Annotated in this window: 10 protein-coding genes; 5 read left to right on the forward strand and 5 right to left on the reverse strand. The window is 70.0% G+C overall.

Features of this window, described 5'->3' with window-relative positions; all coding sequences use genetic code 11:
• Positions 1 to 98 precede the first annotated feature (98 nt).
• A complete protein-coding gene (locus Aco04nite_RS16080; protein WP_212998019.1) occupies positions 99 to 2,597 on the forward strand; it encodes an MMPL family transporter in 2,499 nt (832 codons plus the stop codon).
• Between the two features lie 517 nt (positions 2,598 to 3,114).
• Positions 3,115 to 3,477 (forward strand): LiaF domain-containing protein, encoded by a 363-nt coding sequence (locus Aco04nite_RS16085; protein WP_212998020.1) that lies wholly within the window; start codon positions 3,115 to 3,117, stop codon positions 3,475 to 3,477.
• A 49-nt stretch (positions 3,478 to 3,526) separates the two neighbouring features.
• Here the strand turns inward: Aco04nite_RS16085 and Aco04nite_RS16090 are convergent, their stop codons facing one another.
• Complete coding sequence (locus Aco04nite_RS16090; RefSeq protein ID WP_212998021.1) at positions 3,527 to 4,168, reverse strand: MBL fold metallo-hydrolase; 642 nt, start codon at positions 4,166 to 4,168, stop codon at positions 3,527 to 3,529.
• A gap of 30 nt (positions 4,169 to 4,198) precedes the next feature.
• A complete protein-coding gene (locus Aco04nite_RS16095) occupies positions 4,199 to 5,554 on the reverse strand; it encodes an MFS transporter (protein WP_212998022.1) in 1,356 nt (451 codons plus the stop codon).
• A 72-nt stretch (positions 5,555 to 5,626) separates the two neighbouring features.
• Here Aco04nite_RS16095 and Aco04nite_RS16100 point away from each other — a divergent pair, with 72 nt between their 5' ends.
• The gene (locus Aco04nite_RS16100; protein WP_212998023.1) at positions 5,627 to 6,205 is read left to right on the forward strand and encodes a MarR family winged helix-turn-helix transcriptional regulator; all 579 of its coding nucleotides are present in this window, start codon (positions 5,627 to 5,629) and stop codon (positions 6,203 to 6,205) included.
• Between the two features lie 6 nt (positions 6,206 to 6,211).
• On the opposite strand, the gene Aco04nite_RS16105 is transcribed toward Aco04nite_RS16100, so the two are convergent.
• The 3 genes from Aco04nite_RS16105 to Aco04nite_RS16115 form a co-directional block, all read right to left on the reverse strand.
• The gene (locus Aco04nite_RS16105) at positions 6,212 to 7,921 is read right to left on the reverse strand and encodes a serine/threonine-protein kinase (RefSeq protein ID WP_212998024.1); all 1,710 of its coding nucleotides are present in this window, start codon (positions 7,919 to 7,921) and stop codon (positions 6,212 to 6,214) included.
• Positions 7,922 to 8,091: 170 nt separating this feature from the next.
• Positions 8,092 to 10,896 carry a response regulator gene (locus Aco04nite_RS16110; RefSeq protein ID WP_212998025.1) on the reverse strand — a complete coding sequence of 935 codons (2,805 nt, stop codon included), beginning with the start codon at positions 10,894 to 10,896 and terminating at the stop codon, positions 8,092 to 8,094.
• A gap of 164 nt (positions 10,897 to 11,060) precedes the next feature.
• Positions 11,061 to 11,645, reverse strand: coding sequence for a DoxX family protein (locus tag Aco04nite_RS16115; protein WP_212998026.1), 585 nt, complete (start codon positions 11,643 to 11,645; stop codon positions 11,061 to 11,063).
• 190 nt (positions 11,646 to 11,835) lie between these two features.
• On the opposite strand from Aco04nite_RS16115, the gene Aco04nite_RS16120 reads away from it, so the two are divergent.
• Positions 11,836 to 14,202 carry a phosphoketolase family protein gene (locus Aco04nite_RS16120; protein WP_212998215.1) on the forward strand — a complete coding sequence of 789 codons (2,367 nt, stop codon included), beginning with the start codon at positions 11,836 to 11,838 and terminating at the stop codon, positions 14,200 to 14,202.
• A 286-nt stretch (positions 14,203 to 14,488) separates the two neighbouring features.
• The gene (locus Aco04nite_RS16125) at positions 14,489 to 16,183 is read left to right on the forward strand and encodes an ABC transporter substrate-binding protein (protein ID WP_212998027.1); all 1,695 of its coding nucleotides are present in this window, start codon (positions 14,489 to 14,491) and stop codon (positions 16,181 to 16,183) included.
• Positions 16,184 to 16,185: the final 2 nt, after the last annotated feature.

Raw genomic sequence — 16,185 nt, forward strand, 5'->3', positions numbered from 1 at the left:
TGAGCACCCGTCTTGACGAGCGCGGTTCGCTGTGTGAACACTGTTCTCGTTGTGATCACTGATCGCAAAGAGTCCATGGGTCTATCGAGGGGTGCCACATGAGTTTTTTCGTGAGAAGAGGGCGCCTGGTCCTCGTCATGTCGGCGGCGGCCCTCGTCGTGATGGCGGTGCTGGCGAGCGGCGCGTTCAGCGCTTTGAAGAGTGGCGGATTCGACGACCCGCAGTCGGACTCCAGTAGGGCGGCTGCGCTGCTCAACCGCGACTTCGGCGGCCAGACGAACCTTCTGCTACTGGTCACCCCGACCAACGGCGCAGCGCTGGACTCGCCGCCGGTGACCGCCCTGGCCCACCAGATCACCGCCGGCCTCGCCGCGCGGGGCGACGTCGAATCGATCAGCTCCTACTGGGACGCGCAGGCCGCCGCATCGGGGAGCGAGGACGGGCAAGCCCCTGCGTCGGGTAGCGAGGACGGGCAAGCCGCTGCCCCGAAGGGCGAGGATGGGCAGGCTGCGGCCCTGAAGGGCGAGGATGGGCAGGCTGCGGCCCCGAGGGGTGAGGATGGGCAGGCTGCGGCCCCGAGGGGTGAGGACGGGCAAGCTGCGGCCCCGAAGGGCGAGGACGGGCAAGCTGCGGCCCCGAAGGGCGAGGACGGGCAAGCTGCGGCCCTGAGGGGTGGGGACGGGCAAGCCACCGCCCCGAGGGGTGGGGACGGGCAAGCCACCGCGCCGAAGGGTGGGGACGGACAGGCTGCCGGCTTGAAAGGCGAGGACGGGCGTTCGGCGCTGATCACCATGCACGTGGGTGGTGACGAGGTTGCGAGTGCGGCGGCGGCGAAGGCGATCGTCGCGGCGTACGCGACGCAGGATGGTCCGGCGGAGGTCCGGGCGGGAGGTCAGCTCGGGGTTGGCGGGGACATCGGTGATCAGCTTGCCAGGAGCCTTGCGATCGCGGAGGGCATCGCCGTGCCCGTCACGCTGGTTCTGCTGATCCTTGCGTTCGGTAGTCTGATGTCCGCGCTGCTGCCGCTGGTCATCGGGATCATCGCCGTCGCGGGCACGTTCGCCGAGCTTGCTGTCCTGGGCCGGCTGACCGATGTCTCGTTGTACTCGGTGAATCTGACGACCGCGCTCGGGCTGGGGCTCGCCGTCGACTATTCGCTGCTCATGGTGAACCGGTTCCGGGAGGAGCTGCGGCGCGGCGCCGACGTCGAGAGCGCCGTCGCCACCACGGTGCGCACCGCCGGGCGTACGATCCTGTTCTCCTCCGCGACCGTGGCCGTTGCTCTCGCCGCGATGCTCCTCTTCCCGGTCTACTTTCTCCGGTCTTTCGCCTATGCGGGGATCGGTGTCGTAGTGATCGCCATGGTCGCCACGCTGACCACGTTGCCCGCACTGCTCGCCGTGCTCGGCACCCGCCTCGCGCCCCGCCGCGCAGCCAATGACGAGAGCGTGTTCTGGCGGCGCGTCGCCACCGCAGTCATGCGCAGGCCCGTCGCCATCGCGTTGCCCGTCATGGCCGCGCTGCTGTTCCTCGGCACGCCGGTCCTGCACATCGCCTTCGGCACGCCGGACGACCGTGTCCTGCACAGCTCCGTCCCCAGCCGCCAGGTCGGCGACGTGCTCCGTGCGAACTACGCCGCCGCCACGTCGACAGTCGACGTGCTCGTCACCAGCACTGCCCCAGCTGCTTCGGCCGGCACTGCCCGCGCTGTCCCGGATGCTTCGGCCGCCGGTGCTTCGGCCGGTGCTGCCTCGGCGGGCACTGCCCCGGATGCTTTCGCCAAAGAGGTCGCCGCTCTGCCGGGTGTGGCCGGCGTCCGCGCGCCCCGCACCGCGAACGGGACGGCCTACCTTGCTGTCACCGCCCGTACCGATGACGAAGCGCTTGTCCGGGCGATTCGGTCGCTACCCGCCCCCGCCGGCACGACGGTTCTCGTGGGCGGTGCCGCCGCGGCGCTGATCGACGGAAACGACGCCATTGTCGGTACGCTGCCCTGGGCTGCTCTGTGGATCGCGCTCACCACGCTGATCCTGCTGTTCCTGTTCACGGGCAGCGTCGTCCTGCCGGTGAAAGCGCTCGTGCTCAACGTACTGTCGCTCTCCGCCGTCTTCGGGGTGCTCGTCTGGATCTTCCAGGACGGCCATCTGTCCGGCCCGCTGGGCTTCACCGCCATGCCGGTCAATACGGCGATGATCGTGCTGATGTTCTGCATCGCGTTCGGTCTCTCGATGGACTATGAGGTCTTCCTGCTGGCCCGGATCAAGGAAGCCCACGACCACGGCGCCGGCACCGTCGACGCTGTAGCCACCGGTCTGGCCAGGACCGGGCGCATCGTCACCACCGCCGCAGCGCTGCTCGCGATCACCTTCTTCGCCTTCGGCACCGCCCAGGTCAGCTTCATCCAGCTCTTCGGCATCGGCACCGGCATCGCCATCGTCCTGGACGCGACCATCATCCGGGGGCTGCTCGTCCCGGCGTTCATGCGCGTCGCCGGCGACCTCAACTGGTGGGCCCCCGCACCCCTGCGCCGCCTGCACAACCGGATCGGCCTCAGTGAGAAGGATGAGCCCACCCCCGCCGCCCTGGTCCCGGCTTGATCGTCGCGCCGCGGCCCGGCTTGATCGTCGCGCCGCGGCCCGGCCTGACCGCCGCGCGGCGGTCAGGCCACCGGATGCGCGGCGGCTCTCGGGTGGCGGCTACGCGGCGGCCCTTGGGTGGCGGGCGCGCTGCAGTTCGGGCGGCGGGCGTGCGGCAGCTCCCGGGTGGAGGGTGCGTGCCGGCACGGCTGGCGGGTGCGTGTCGGCTTGGGTGGCGTCTGCGCGGCGGCCCTTGGGTGGCGGGCGCGCTGCAGTTGGGGCGGCGGGCGCGCGGCGGCTCCCGGGTAGCGGGTGCGTGTCGGCTCGGGTGGTGGGGGCGTGTCGGCTCGGGTGGGTTGTGTGTGTGGGGGAGGCGGGCGGGCGTCCGGGACCTTGGGGGGCGTGCCGGACGTCCGCCCGTACCTGAATGGAAGCAGGGTGGTGCGAAAGCCGAGCGAAACAGCCATGACATCTGTCATTGGTCAGCCATGTGTGATGGCACAGGCGTGCGCGGCCGGATGTCCTTATCGTCATACCCATGGATGCCACAGACTCCCCGCTCTTCACCCGTCGCGACGGTTCGGCCTGGTTCGTCAATGTGCTCGGCGGCCTCAAGCGTGGCGGCGCGTGGCGGATGCCGCGGGACATGTGGTTCGTGAGCCTGGTCGGCGGCGCGAACCTCGATCTGACCTCTGCCGAGCTGCCCGAGAGCCCGGTGCTGTCCAAGGTGTCCCTCGTGGGCGGGGTGTCGCTGGTGCTGCCCCAGGACGTCGCCGTCGAGGTGGAGGGCTTCCGTCTCTTCGGCGGGGTCCGCGTCCAGGCCGGCGCCGTGCCCGCCACTCGCACGCTGAAGATTCGTGAGTACAGCGTCGCGGGCGGCGTACACGTGCGGCGGGGTTAGGCCGCGCCACCCGGACCTCACCCGGGCGGGCGCGCCGGTGGCGGCGATGTCAGACCGTGGCGGACTCGCCGTGGGGCAGGATGTCGAGGGGGATGCCGGTCAGGCCGTCGGTGCCGAGGAACATGCGGGCGGAGTTCTGGCCGAGCTCGCTGAGCATCAGCTCGTGGACCTGGATCATCCGGGACGGTTTGACCGCGCGGGCGAAGTCGGCCGCCTCGCCGAACTTCGTCCAGGGGCCGCTCGTCGGCAGGAGCAGCGTCTCCACCGTCGCGCCGGGGACCGCATACGAGTCGCCGGGGTGGAAGACCCGGCCCTCGATCAGGTATCCGACGTTGTCGACCAGAGGGACGTCGGTGTGGATCAGGGCGTGCCGCTCGCCGTGCACCGCGACGGCGAAGCCCGCCACGTCGAGCTGGTCGCCGGCGTGCACCACGCTGACCTGGCCGTCGCGCTCGCCGAGCGTCTCCTGGACCGCAGCGGGCCCGTAGACGCGCAGGCCGGGGCGGCGGTCGAGTTCCAGCTTCAGCGCGGCCTCGTCGAAGTGGTCGAAGTGCTCATGGGTCACGAGGACCGCGTCCGCGGCGGCGATCAGCTCCGCGGCGTTCGGCGTGAACGTGCCGGGGTCGATCAGCAGGGTCCGGTCACCGTCGGTGAACGTGACGCACGCGTGGGCGTACTTGGTGAGGCGCATGTGAATCTCCTTCTTGGGTCTGGATCATTTCTACACAGCGGCGGGGGTGCGTAGCGTGCGGTCCCGCAGAGCCAGGATGGCGGTGAGGGCACTCACGACGAGGATGAGCGGGGCCAGCAGGTGCAGGCCCCCGTCGGTCGGGGTGGCGGGGAACGCCAGCCCGATGAATGCGGACGAGACGATGGCGCCGAGATAGACGGCTGTGCGGGACAGGCCGGAGGCGACGCCGAGTTGGCCCTCCGGGGCCTGCCGGAACAGGGCCGCCTGGTTGCCCACCGACGCGAGGCCCTGGGGGATGCCGAAGAGCCCGGTGACGATCACCAGCAGCCACACCGGCGAGGAGCTGTGCACGGCGAGGATCAGCAGAGCGCCGGCGAACGGCACGAGCCCGGATGCCACCAGCGGGGCGCGCAACCGGGTGGTGCGGGCCACGACCAGACCGGTGAGGGCCGCCAGTACAGCGGTCGGAAGCTGCAGGTAGCCGGCCTGGCTGCCGCTGAAGCCGCCGGCGGTCTGCACCCATTGGCTGAATCCGTACATCATCGTGTACGCGCTGAGGTATGTCAGGAACTGGCGCGCGTAGGTCCGGGTCAGCGCCGGATTGGCGACGAGCGCCCGGACGTCGAGGAACGGCTCCGCGCGGTGTCGCTCCCACAGCACCAGCATCACGCCCCCGGCCGCCGCGACGGGCAGCAGCCACAGGGTTGCCCTCGAACCGTGGAGCAGGAAGAACAACAGAGCCGTCACGGTGGTGGCGAAGAGCAGGATCCCCACGGCGTCCAGGCCTGTGCGTAGCGACCCCGCGGTGCGATGGTGCGGGCCCGCGTCGGCCGGCACCCAGAGCAGGGTGGTGACCAGCGTGATCGCGGCGAGCGGCACGTTGACCAGGAAGATCGACGGCCAGCCGGAGACCGCGATCAGCACGCCGCCGAGCACAGGTCCGAGGGCCGTCATGCCCTGAGCGGAGATCGAGAGTGCCGACAGCACGCCCGGTGGTGCGGGAATGCCGAAGTCAGCCGCATGGTCGCGGATCAGCGAGAGGGCGGCCGGGTAGGACGCGGAGGTGCCGATCCCGATCAGGAGCCGCGCGGCGAGCACACCTGGGAACGAGTGCCACAGCGTGGGGATCAGGCCGGCGAGCAGCGTGACGGTCAGTCCGGTGAGGTAGACCCGCCGGGCCCCGATGAGATCGGCCATGCGGCCCAGGGTGGGCTGGGCAACCGCGCTCGCCAGGTAGAGCCCGGCAACCAGCCAGATCGTGGTGGCGGTCGGAATGTGCAGGTCACAGCCGATGGGCACGAGGGCGACGGCGATCATGCTCGTGTTGAGCGGATTGAGCATCGGTCCGAGCAGCACCGGCGTCAGGAATCGCCATCCGAAAGACATGCCCTTCACCCACTCAGTTGTGCAGCTGTGTTGTACATCCGGAACTATACAGCTGCGTTGTATGATTTCAGGATGACGTCGGACACACCTGCGGATGAGGACCTTGCCGAGCTGCTCAGGCAGGCGATCGGCCGGTTCGTGCGCACCACCCGGGCGCACGCGGACACGCTGCCGCCGGCCCAGGCCACCGCCCTGGGGGCCCTGGACCACGGGGGTCCGCGGACCATCGCCCAGCTGGCGGCGGCCCGCGGGGTGAAACATCAGAGCATGAGTCGTACGGTCGGGGAGCTCGAAGCCCTGGGTCTGGTGGCTCGCGAGCGGAGCCCGAGCGACGGCCGGGCATTCGTCATCACGCTCACCGCGGCCGGTGCCACCGCGCTCGACGCCGACCGTGAGGCGCGGCGGCACTGGGTGGCGGGTGCCATCGCGACCCGGTTGAGCCCTGCGGAGCGTGAGATCCTGCACGCCGTGCCGGCCCTGCTGGACCGCCTCTCGGCAGCCGGCGAGAGTGCCGTGCCCGCGCTCGTGAGCCGCATCCTGGCCGCAAAAGGGCGTGCTGCGCCGACCCTCGAGCACGATCCGGCTGCGGATGGTCGAGACGACGCTGAGGTCGCGGCGGGTGGGAGCTCAGCACCGCCGGTGAGGAACTGAGTGGTGTCAGTCCGTGGTGGAGGAGACCGGGTCCGCGGAGTGGGTCGTGGCCGGGGGGTCCACCGGCTCGGTCGACGGTTCGGGGGTGTCGGTCGGCTCGTCGGTGGGGGATGTGCCGGTGGTCGGGGTGGGGGGCGAGGGCTTCGGCGACGACGTCGGGGAGCTGGTGGGGGTGTGGCCGGGGGTCGACGATGTCGCCGGGGGTGTCTTGGTCGGTGAGGTCCGGGGCGGGGTGTGCGGGGCCGTCGTCGGTGTCGTGGACGGGGCGGCCGGGGACGTCGTGGACAGGGACGTCGTCGCGCGGGTGGTCTCGACCGGGTCGTTGATGGGGTGCCAGTCCGTCGCGCCGGTGGTGGTGGGGGTGGCGCTGCTCGGCGCGGCGGAGGGTGACGGGGCTGCGGTGTGGGGGCGCGGTGTCGGCGCGACCGCGGGTATGCCCGCGGCGCCGCCGGCTGCTGCCTCTGCCTGGCGGCCGCCGGGGGTGGAGGCGCCGTTCACCAGTTGCAGGCCGAAGATGCTGACGACCGCGGCGGCCACGGCGATCGAGGCCATGATCGCCTCGCGACCGCGGGAGCGACTGCGGGAACCCCCTGCGCCGGAACCGGCCGAAGCGATGGAACCGCCGAAGCCGGCCGAAGCGACGGAACCGCCGAAGCCGGCCGAAGGAACGGAACCGCCGGAATCGGCAGAACCGACGGAGCCGGCCGAAGCGGCGGACCCGGCAACAGCGAGCCGCCCGGCGGAACCTGCGGCAGCGAGCCGCCCGGCCGAACCGGCAAAGCCGAACCGGTCGGCGGGACCGGAAGCAGCGGCGCCTCCGAGGCCGGTGCCGGCGCCGACAGCGGAGCGCTGGGAGCGGGTGCCCGGCAGCAGGCCGCCGATCGCGGGGCGGACGGTCGGCATGAGGCCGGCGGCGCGGCGCAGGGTTTCGGCGGCGTGGGCGGCGGTGGGGCGGCGGGCGGGGTCCTCCGCGGTGCAGGCCTCGTAGAGCCGGATGATGTCGCGGGGGAGGCCGGGGATGCGGGGCAGGCGGGGGGTGCGCTGGTCGTGGCGCAGGGCGAGGATCTCGCCGACGGTCTGGCCGGGCCAGGCGGGGGTGCCGGCGAGGCATTCGAACAGGAGCAGCCCGAGGCCGTAGACGTCGGCCGCGGGGTAGGTCGGCTCGCCGCGGAGTTGCTCGGGGGCGAGGCTGGCGGGGGTGCCCCAGAGGCGGCCGTGGGTGTCGACGCTGTTCTGGCCGGCGACCGCGGCGATGCCGAAGTCGACGACCTTGACGCCGACGGGGGTGAGCATGACGTTGCGGGGTTTGACGTCGCGGTGCACGAGGTTGCGCTCGTGGGCGGCGGCTAAGGCGGCGGCGGCGGCCGCGCAGATCTCGGCGGCGCGGTGCCAGTCGAGGGCGCCCGTGCGGGCCAGCTCGTCGGCGAGGGTGTCGCCGTCGAGGAACTCCATGACCAGGTAGGGGACGCGCTGGGTGCCTTCGAGGGCCTCGCCGTAGTCGTAGATGCGGGCCACGTTGGGGTGGTTGAGGCCGGCCGCCGTGCGGGCCTCGCGCAGCACGTCGACGGAGGGCTCGCTGCCCTCGGCGCGGTAGGACGAGAACAGCTTGATCGCGACCCGGCGTTTGAGGGTGCGGTCCCAGCCGCGGTGCACGACCGCGCTGCCGCCGCGCCCGACTGCCTCTTCCACCCGGTAGCGCCCCGCGAGCGTTCGCACCCGTGACCCCCCAGTGGTCGCCGTCGATCCGCCACGGTTACTCTCCGTGTCGGCTCCGTCGTGCGGGAAATCGCGCACGGTGGATGGCACGCATACTAGCGGACCTGGGGAATCAACGAACAGTGCCGAGGATCGATCCGGCCGTCCGCCCTCTCACACTGTGTGACCTGTCACAACGGGGAACCCACGGTGGTGGGCGCGGTGTATTCGGCGACGAGGGTGGCGCAGATCTGGTCGATCCGGGCGAATTCGGCACGGATCGCGGGCATGGCCTCCTCGGCAGTGGGGAGTGCCGTTCCGGACCGGGCAACCGACTCGATCGCCCCGAGCAGGTCCGCGAGGGCGGTGATACCGAGGTTGCCGGCGGTGCCCTTCAGCGCGTGGGCCGTGGCGCGGGCGGTTTCCCCGTCTCCGGCGATCAGCGCGGCCTCGAGCGCGTCGATGACGGCCGGGGTCTTCGTGGTGAAGGACGTCAGCATCCCGGCGAGCATGACGCGTTCGGCCTCGGTCGGGTCGGGATCGGTGATGTCGACGAGCCGGGCGCGGATCAGGGCGGCGCGGTCGTCGCCGACGGGCACCAGACCCTGGCGGACCGCTTCCTCGACGTCGCGGCCCGCGGTCACCCGGGCGAGGGCCTGGGCTATGTCGTCCAGCCGTACGGGCTTGGCGAGGTAGTCGTTCATGCCCGCCAGATGGCACGCGGTCCGGTCCTCGATGAGCACGCTGGCGGTCATGGCGATGATGTACGGCTGCCGTGCGGCGGGCAGCTCGGCGCGGATCACCCGGGTCGCCTCCAGCCCGTCGAGCACGGGCATCTGGATGTCCATGAGCACGACGTCGTAGGGGGCCTGCTGGATCGCGTGCACGGCTTCGCGGCCGTCGGCGACGGTGTGCACGCGATGGCCGAGTTTGGCGAGCATGTGCTGGGCGACCTGCTGGTTGACGTGGTTGTCCTCGGCGAGCAGGATCCGCAGGGAGCGCTGGTGGGGCGCCGGGGTGCCGGTGGACGGCGTCCAGGCGGCGGCGGGTTCGGCGGGCAGGAGCAACCTGACCAGGGTGGTGTGCAGCGTGCTGGCGCGGGTCGGCTTGGTCAGGACCGCGTCGAACAGCTCGCGCTGACCGGGTTCGGGCTGCCACGTGATGCTGCTCGTCAGCAACAGCGGCAGGTCGGCCGTGGCGGGGGTGTCCCGCAGCGCGGTGGCGAGTTCGAGGCCGCTGAGGCCCGGCATGTGCATGTCGAGGATCGCGCAGTCGAACTCCTCCCCGGCTTCGATGTGCGCGAGGGCGTCACGTCCGGACGCGGCGACCGTACAGTCCATGCCCCAGCCCGCCAGCTGGCGCTGGAGAACTGTGCGGTTGGTGCTGTTGTCATCGACCACCAGGGCGGACCGGCCGATGAGCCGTAGTTCGGAGCGGTCGGTGTCGGTGATGTTCTGCGGGCATGTCCGCAGCTGGGCGGTGACGGTGAACGTGGAGCCGACGTCCTGCTCGCTGGTGACGGTGATGTCGCCGCCCATGGCGCGGGCCAGCCGCCGGCTGATCGCCAGACCCAGCCCGGTGCCGCCGTAGATCCGCGTCGTTGACGCGTCGACCTGCACGAACGGGCGGAACAACCCGTCGACCTTGTCCTCGGGAATGCCGATCCCGGTGTCACGCACGTCGATGGTGACCAGCAGCCGCCCGCCCCCCGAGCCCTCGGCGGAGGCAGCCCCGGCGGAGGCAGCCCCGGAGAAGTCAGCCCCGGAGAAGTCAGCCTCGGGGGAGAGAGCCTCGGCGGAGACGGTCGCGACCACCTCGCCGCGGTCGGTGAACTTCACGGCGTTGGAGAGCAGGTTGATCACGATCTGCCGCAGCCGGGTCGCGTCGCCGCGCAGCACCGGCGGGCAGCTCGGGTGGACGTCGCCGACGATGTCGATCTTCTTCTTGCCGGCCGGCACCGCCATCAGCGCCAGCGAGCTGTCCAGGAATTCCCGGACCTCGAACGAGGCGTCCTCCAGGTCCAGCTGATCCGATTCGATCTTCGACCAGTCCAGGATGTCGTTGATGACGACGAGCAGGGACTCACCACTGTCGCGTACGGTCGTCGCGAGCTCCTGCTGCTCCAGGGTCAGCTCGGTGTCGAGCAGCAGCCCGGTCATGCCGATCACCGCGTTCATCGGCGTCCGGATCTCGTGGCTCATCGTCGCCAGGAACGCCCCCTTGGCCGCGCCCGCGTGGACCGCCTGGTTCCGGGCCTCCAGCAGCGCCCTGCTGGAGGCGTTGACCGCGGTGGCCATCCGGGCGATCTCGGCCGGACCGGTCTCCGGCGCCCGCGCCTCCAGGTCTCCCGCCGCCACCTCGTCGGCCGCGCGCGTGACCGCCCGCAACGGCCGGGTGATCAGCATCGTCAGCCACCACGCGACCAGGGCGATGAGTACGGCCGCGATGCCGGTGCCCCAGACGATTGTCAGCTCCGTCCGGTCGGCATTCTGCGTGCTGAGCGTCCTGCTCTCGTTCAGCCGCCCCTGTTCCTCGGCCCGCATGGCGTTGAGCAGGTCCTGGATGTCCCGCATGGCCCGGGCACCGTCGTTGTTCAGCACGACGGGCAGCGCGGCCTCGAACCCGCCATCCGACCGCCTGAGCTCGATGGTTCTCCTGAGCTCCTCGAGTTTGGTGTCCACCGGCTTCTCGAGCTCCCGGAGATGCTGCTGCTGGGTCTCCCTGCCGGCGATGGACGCGCGCAGGTCGGACAATATCCCCTGGATCTGCGAGATCGCGTTGTCGTAGGGGGCCAGATACGACTCGTTGCCGGTGATGATGAAACCGCGCTGGCCGCGCTCGGCATTGCCGATCTCCACCTGGAGCCGGGCGATCGCTTCGAGAACCTCGTGGGACTTCTCGACGGCCCTGCGGTCGTCGAGTTGCTGCTCGATGCGCTGATAGGCGCTGGCGCCGAGCGCCACCAGCAAGGTGATGGCGAAGATGTACGCGATCATCAGCGCGCGCCCTATCGGCCAGGCACGCGGCACCCGCGTAGCTGCCTTCGGCCTGACCCCTGCCCTGAGGAACACCACAAGCACTTATCGGCAGTCGCGCCGAACGGCTTAGACGCCGGATCACCCGGCCGTGATCCGGCCGGGTGAACAGTGGGGCGGGTGGGTCAGATGAGCCAGCGGTTCTTCTGGACGAAGGGCAACCGGGCCCATGCGCGGCCCAGCCCCCAGGTGTGACCCGCGTAGGTCAGAGCGAGAACGACGCTGGTGACGGCGTAGATGAAGTGGTAGTCGGTGACCGGGTTGCTCGAACCGCTCGGCTCACCGGCGCTGGTGTGCTGGGCGAGCGGGAATTCCGCGAACCACATCATCGCCATCATGAGGATCGCCGCACCCGCGGCGATGCGCAGGCCGACCCCGGCGATCAGGGCGACCCCGATGGCGAGCAGGCCGAGCATGAACGCCCAGTTGGCGAACGTGGTGCCGGCGAGACTGTGGAACGTGCCCTGGAACGGGCCGACGTCGACCGAGGACAGGAACCCCTTGGTGGGCGACCCACCGTTGATCCACGCCTTGGCGGACGGGGTCGAGTAGCCGAGGCCGAACAGCTTGTCCAGGAACGCCCACAGGAAGACGAACCCGGTGGCGACCCGCAGGACGGCGAGGGCCCTGGCGGCGGTGGTGCTGAGCATGGCGCCCGGGGCCTCGACCCGCTCGAGATCGGCGGCGTGGCTGTGTCCGGTGGTGGTCATCGTTGCCTCCTCCTTGATGTCTTTGTCACCCCCCACTCTGGCCGGGTCCGGGTCGCACCACCCGGGCCTGAAGAACCCTCTCGAGGGGGTCCAAAGACCCTTACGGCGAACCCCGCGCCGCTCATAGCGTCGCGGGGAAGGACGAAGACCTGCGGAAGGAAACACCGTGACCACGGCTGCCCCCGACCTGATGCATGCGCTCGCCGAGCCCGATGCGGCCGATCTCGCCCGGCTGGACGCCTGGTGGCGGGCTGCGAACTACCTGACCATCGGGCAGATCTACCTGCGTGACAATCCGCTGCTGCACCGGCCGCTCACCGCCGCCGACATCAAGCCGCGGCTGCTCGGGCACTGGGGCACCAGCCCCGGCCTGTCGTTCATCTACGCGCATCTGTCCCGGCTGATCCGCGAGACCGGTCAGCAGGCGATCTACCTCGCCGGTCCCGGGCACGGCGGCCCGGCACTGGTGGCGGCCGGATATCTCGAGGGCACCTACAGCGAGATCTATCCGCGGGTGAGCCAGGATGAGGAGGGCATGCTGCGACTGTTTCGGCAGTTCAGCGCGCCCGGTGGCATTCCGAGCCACGTCTCGGTGACCACCCCGGGCTCGATCCACGAGGGCGGCGAGCTCGGATATGTGCTGGTCCACGCGTACGGCGCGGTCATGGACAACCCCGACCTGCTCGCGATCGCCGTGGTCGGTGACGGCGAGGCGGAGACCGGCCCCCTCGAGGGCTCGTGGAAGGGCGTCTCCTTCATCAACCCGGAGCACGACGGTGCCGTGCTGCCGATCCTGCACCTCAACGGCGCGAAGATCGCCGGTCCGACGGTGCTTGCCCGCAAGGCCCGCGATGAGGTGCGCTCACTCTTCGCGGGCCACGGTTACGACGTGATCGAGGTCGAAGGCGACGACATCCCGGGCATGCACCACCGGTTCGCCGCCGCGCTGGCCGCGGCGTGGGGCAAGATCAAGTCAATTCAGGACGATGCCCGCAACGGCACGTGGGACGGCGTGCGACCGACCTGGCCGATGATCGTCCTGCGCTCGCCGAAGGGCTGGACCGGGCCGGAGAAGGTCGACGGCATCCAGGTGACCGGCTCGTGGCGCTCGCATCAGGTCCCGCTGTCCGGGGTCCGCGACAACCCGGAGCACCTGGCGCTGCTGGAGAAGTGGCTGCGGTCGTACCGTCCGGAGGAGCTCTTCGACGCGACCGGGGCGCCCGTCGACGCGATCCGCGAGCTCGCACCCCGGGGCGAGCTGCGGATGAGTGCCAGCCCGCACGCGAACGGCGGTGTGCTGACGCAGGACCTCGACATCCCCGACTTCCGGGACTACGCGGTCGCCGTGCAGGACCCGGGAGCGGGACGCGCCGAGTCGACGCGCAGACTCGGCGAGCTGATGCGGGACATCTACACGCGGAACCCGTACACCTTCCGTCTCTTCTGCCCGGACGAGACGAACAGCAACCGCCTCGGCGCGGTTTTCGAGGTCTCCGATCGCGGTTTCATGGAGAGCGTCACGGACGCCGACGTGAAGATCAGCCGCGCCGGCCGGGTGATGGAGGTGCTCTCCGAGCACAACTGTCACGGCTGGCTCGAGGGGTACACGCTGACCGGGCGGCACGGGATGTTCGCGACCTACGAGGCGTTCGCGATGGTCAGCGCGTCCCAGACCGTCCAGCACGGAAAGTGGCTGCAGGAGGCCAGGAACCTGCCGTGGCGGGCGAAGGTCCCCAGCCTCAACGTGCTGCTCACGTCGACGGCGTGGCGCAACGACCACAACGGCTTCTCGCACCAGGGCCCGGGACTGATCCAGGTGGTGCTCACCCAGCGTGGTGACGTCGCCCGGGTCTACCTTCCGCCGGACGCCAACACGCTGCTCTCGGTCGCGGACCACTGCTTCCGCTCGCGTTCGTACATCAATCTGATCGTCATCGACAAGCAGCCGCAGCTGCAGTGGCTCACGATGGACGAGGCCATCGAGCACTGTGAACGCGGAGCGGGTGTGTGGGAGTGGGCCGGCACCGACGACAACAGCACCGACCCGGACATCGTCCTCGCCTGCGCGGGTGACGTGGTCACCATGGAGACGGTCGCGGCGGCCCAGATCCTGCGGGACAAGCTGCCCGGCCTGAGGGTCCGGGTCGTCAACGTGGTCGACCTGATGACTCTGGTACGCCCGAAGGACCACCCGCACGGCATGAGCGGGACCCGGTTCACCGAGCTCTTCACCGACTCGGTCGACGTGGTCTTCTCGTTCCACGGCTACCCGGGCGCGATCCATCAGCTCGTCCACGGCCGCCCCGACGCCGACCGCTTCCGGGTCCGCGGCTTCATCGAGCAGGGCACCACCACAACGCCCTTCGACATGACCGTCCGCAACAAGGTGTCCCGCTACCACCTCGTGATCGACGCCATCAACAACAGCGGACGCCTGCCCCGCGGCGCCGCCGACCTCAAGACCTGGTGCGAGAGCCAGCTGGCCCGGCACGAGCGCTACGTGGTCGACAACCTCGAGGACCTGCCCGAGGTCCGTGACTGGACTCTCGGCGTCTGAACCCCCGGCGTCTGAACCCCCGGCGACTGGGCCACCCGCGCCTGACACCCTATCGGTCGGTGACGAGCATCGATATACGGCCACAGTGTGGGACCGCTCCCAGCGAGATTGTTTCGAAATAGGGATCGATGGGTGCCGAGCTGGCATCCGCTCTTGACACGACAAGCTTAAGCCACTTAAGAATGTCCCGTTGAAGGTGAACCTCGCGCCGGGGTCCGATGGGGAGCGCAGGCGATCCGCCCAGTTCGCTCGCTGCCGACGGTGGCGATCTGATCGAGGGATGCCGATGTCCTATTTCGTCACTCGTGCCCGGCGGCGGGCGGGGCTCGCCGCCGCGGCGGTCGCTGCCACGCTCATCGCTCTGACCGGCTGTTCCGGCGACAAGACCACCGGTGGCGGCGGTGACAGCGCCATCACCGTCTTCAACGGGTCCACCGGGACCATCGTGGAGAACTGGAACCCGTTCTCGCCCACCTACCTGCAGCCGACGACGGGGCTCATCTACGAGGCCCTGTACTACTACAACCTGGCGACCGAAGCCGCGCCGCAACCGATGCTCGGCACCGCGTTCTCCTGGAGCCCGGACGGCAAGCAGCTCTCGATCACCACCCGCGACGGGGTGACGTGGAACGACGGGCAGCCGTTCACGGCCAAGGACGTCGCGTTCACGTTCGACCTGATCCGGCGGACCCCGGCGATCAACGGGACCGGGATGAAGCTGACCTCGGCCGTTGCCAAGGACGACAAGACCGCCGTGCTGACCTTTCCGGAGGTCTCCTACACCACGGAGGCCGGCATCCTCGGCGATACGCCGATCATTCCGGAGCACATCTGGAGCAAGGTCGCCGACCCGTCGAAGACCATCAACCAGAATCCCGTCGGCACCGGGCCGTACAAGCTGAAGACCTTCGGCCCGCAGAGCTATGTGATCGAGAAGAACGCGGCCTACTGGCAGGCCGGCAAGCCCGAGATCCAGTCGGTCCGCTACATCGCGCTGGCTACGGCCGATGCCGCGAGCGCCGCGCTGACGGCGGGCCAGGTGGACTGGATGAGTTCCTTCCTGCCCGGCCTGGATCAACTGCTCAAGGGCAAGAAGGATCTCGGGTACGTGAACACGCCCGCGCTCACCGCGTCCATCTTCACCTGTGCCGGGGCGGACCTGGGGTGCAGCGGCCCGCAGACCGACCCCGCCGTGCGGCAGGCCATCTACCAGGCGATCAACCGGGACCAGTTGAACAAGCTGGCCGGTGGTGGGTTCGCGGCGACGGCCTCGCCGACGATGTTGCTGCCCGAGCGGGACAAGAAGTGGATCGCCGACCCGGGCAACGTCACCACCCCGGCCGGGGCCGACCCCGCGAAGGCGAATCAGATCCTCGACCAGGCGGGCTGGGTCAAGGGCGGTGACGGCATCCGGAGCAAGGCCGGGCAGCGGCTGTCGATGACGATCCAGACCGTCACGGGGTGGAGCGACTTCATCTCGCTCAACGACGCCATGACCCAGCAGCTCAAGGCGGTCGGCATCGAGATCAAGCCGACCCAGCTGTCCTGGAACGAGTGGAACAACAACCAGGTGCAGGGCAAGTTCCAGCTGTCGCTGGACTCGATCGGGCTCGGCGCCTCGTCGAACCCGTACTTCACCTACAGCCCGCACTACTCCAGCGCGACCACGGCCAAGGTCGGCGAGCCCGCGGGCACCAGCGGTAACTACGTGCGGTACCGCAACGCCGTGGTCGACAAGGCCCTCGCCGCCGCGGCGACCACCAACGACGAGAACCTTCAGAAGCAGCAGTACGCCGTCATCCAGACCGAGATCGTCCGGGACCTGCCGTACATCCCGATCTACGTCAACTCGATGCTGACCGAGTTCAGTACCGCCCACGCCACCGGCTGGCCGACCAACGACAACAAGTACGCCCTGCCCGCGTCGTGGCGTAAGTGGGACAACGGCGTCGTGATGGTGAACCTGAAGCCGGTCAAGTAGCC

Origin of the sequence: Winogradskya consettensis (genome assembly GCF_018332715.1) — a bacterium.
Classification (GTDB): Bacteria; Actinomycetota; Actinomycetes; order Mycobacteriales; family Micromonosporaceae; genus Actinoplanes; species Actinoplanes consettensis.

Coding starts and splice junctions, on each gene's coding strand:
- Aco04nite_RS16080 (WP_212998019.1), top strand. CDS start 99: ATGAGTTTTTTCGTGAGAAGAGGGCGCCTGGTCCTCGTCATGTCGGCG.
- Aco04nite_RS16085 (WP_212998020.1), top strand. CDS start 3,115: ATGGATGCCACAGACTCCCCGCTCTTCACCCGTCGCGACGGTTCGGCC.
- Aco04nite_RS16090 (WP_212998021.1), bottom strand. CDS start 4,168: ATGCGCCTCACCAAGTACGCCCACGCGTGCGTCACGTTCACCGACGGT.
- Aco04nite_RS16095 (WP_212998022.1), bottom strand. CDS start 5,554: ATGTCTTTCGGATGGCGATTCCTGACGCCGGTGCTGCTCGGACCGATG.
- Aco04nite_RS16100 (WP_212998023.1), top strand. CDS start 5,627: ATGACGTCGGACACACCTGCGGATGAGGACCTTGCCGAGCTGCTCAGG.
- Aco04nite_RS16110 (WP_212998025.1), bottom strand. CDS start 10,896: ATGATCGCGTACATCTTCGCCATCACCTTGCTGGTGGCGCTCGGCGCC.
- Aco04nite_RS16115 (WP_212998026.1), bottom strand. CDS start 11,645: ATGACCACCACCGGACACAGCCACGCCGCCGATCTCGAGCGGGTCGAG.
- Aco04nite_RS16120 (WP_212998215.1), top strand. CDS start 11,836: ATGCATGCGCTCGCCGAGCCCGATGCGGCCGATCTCGCCCGGCTGGAC.
- Aco04nite_RS16125 (WP_212998027.1), top strand. CDS start 14,489: ATGTCCTATTTCGTCACTCGTGCCCGGCGGCGGGCGGGGCTCGCCGCC.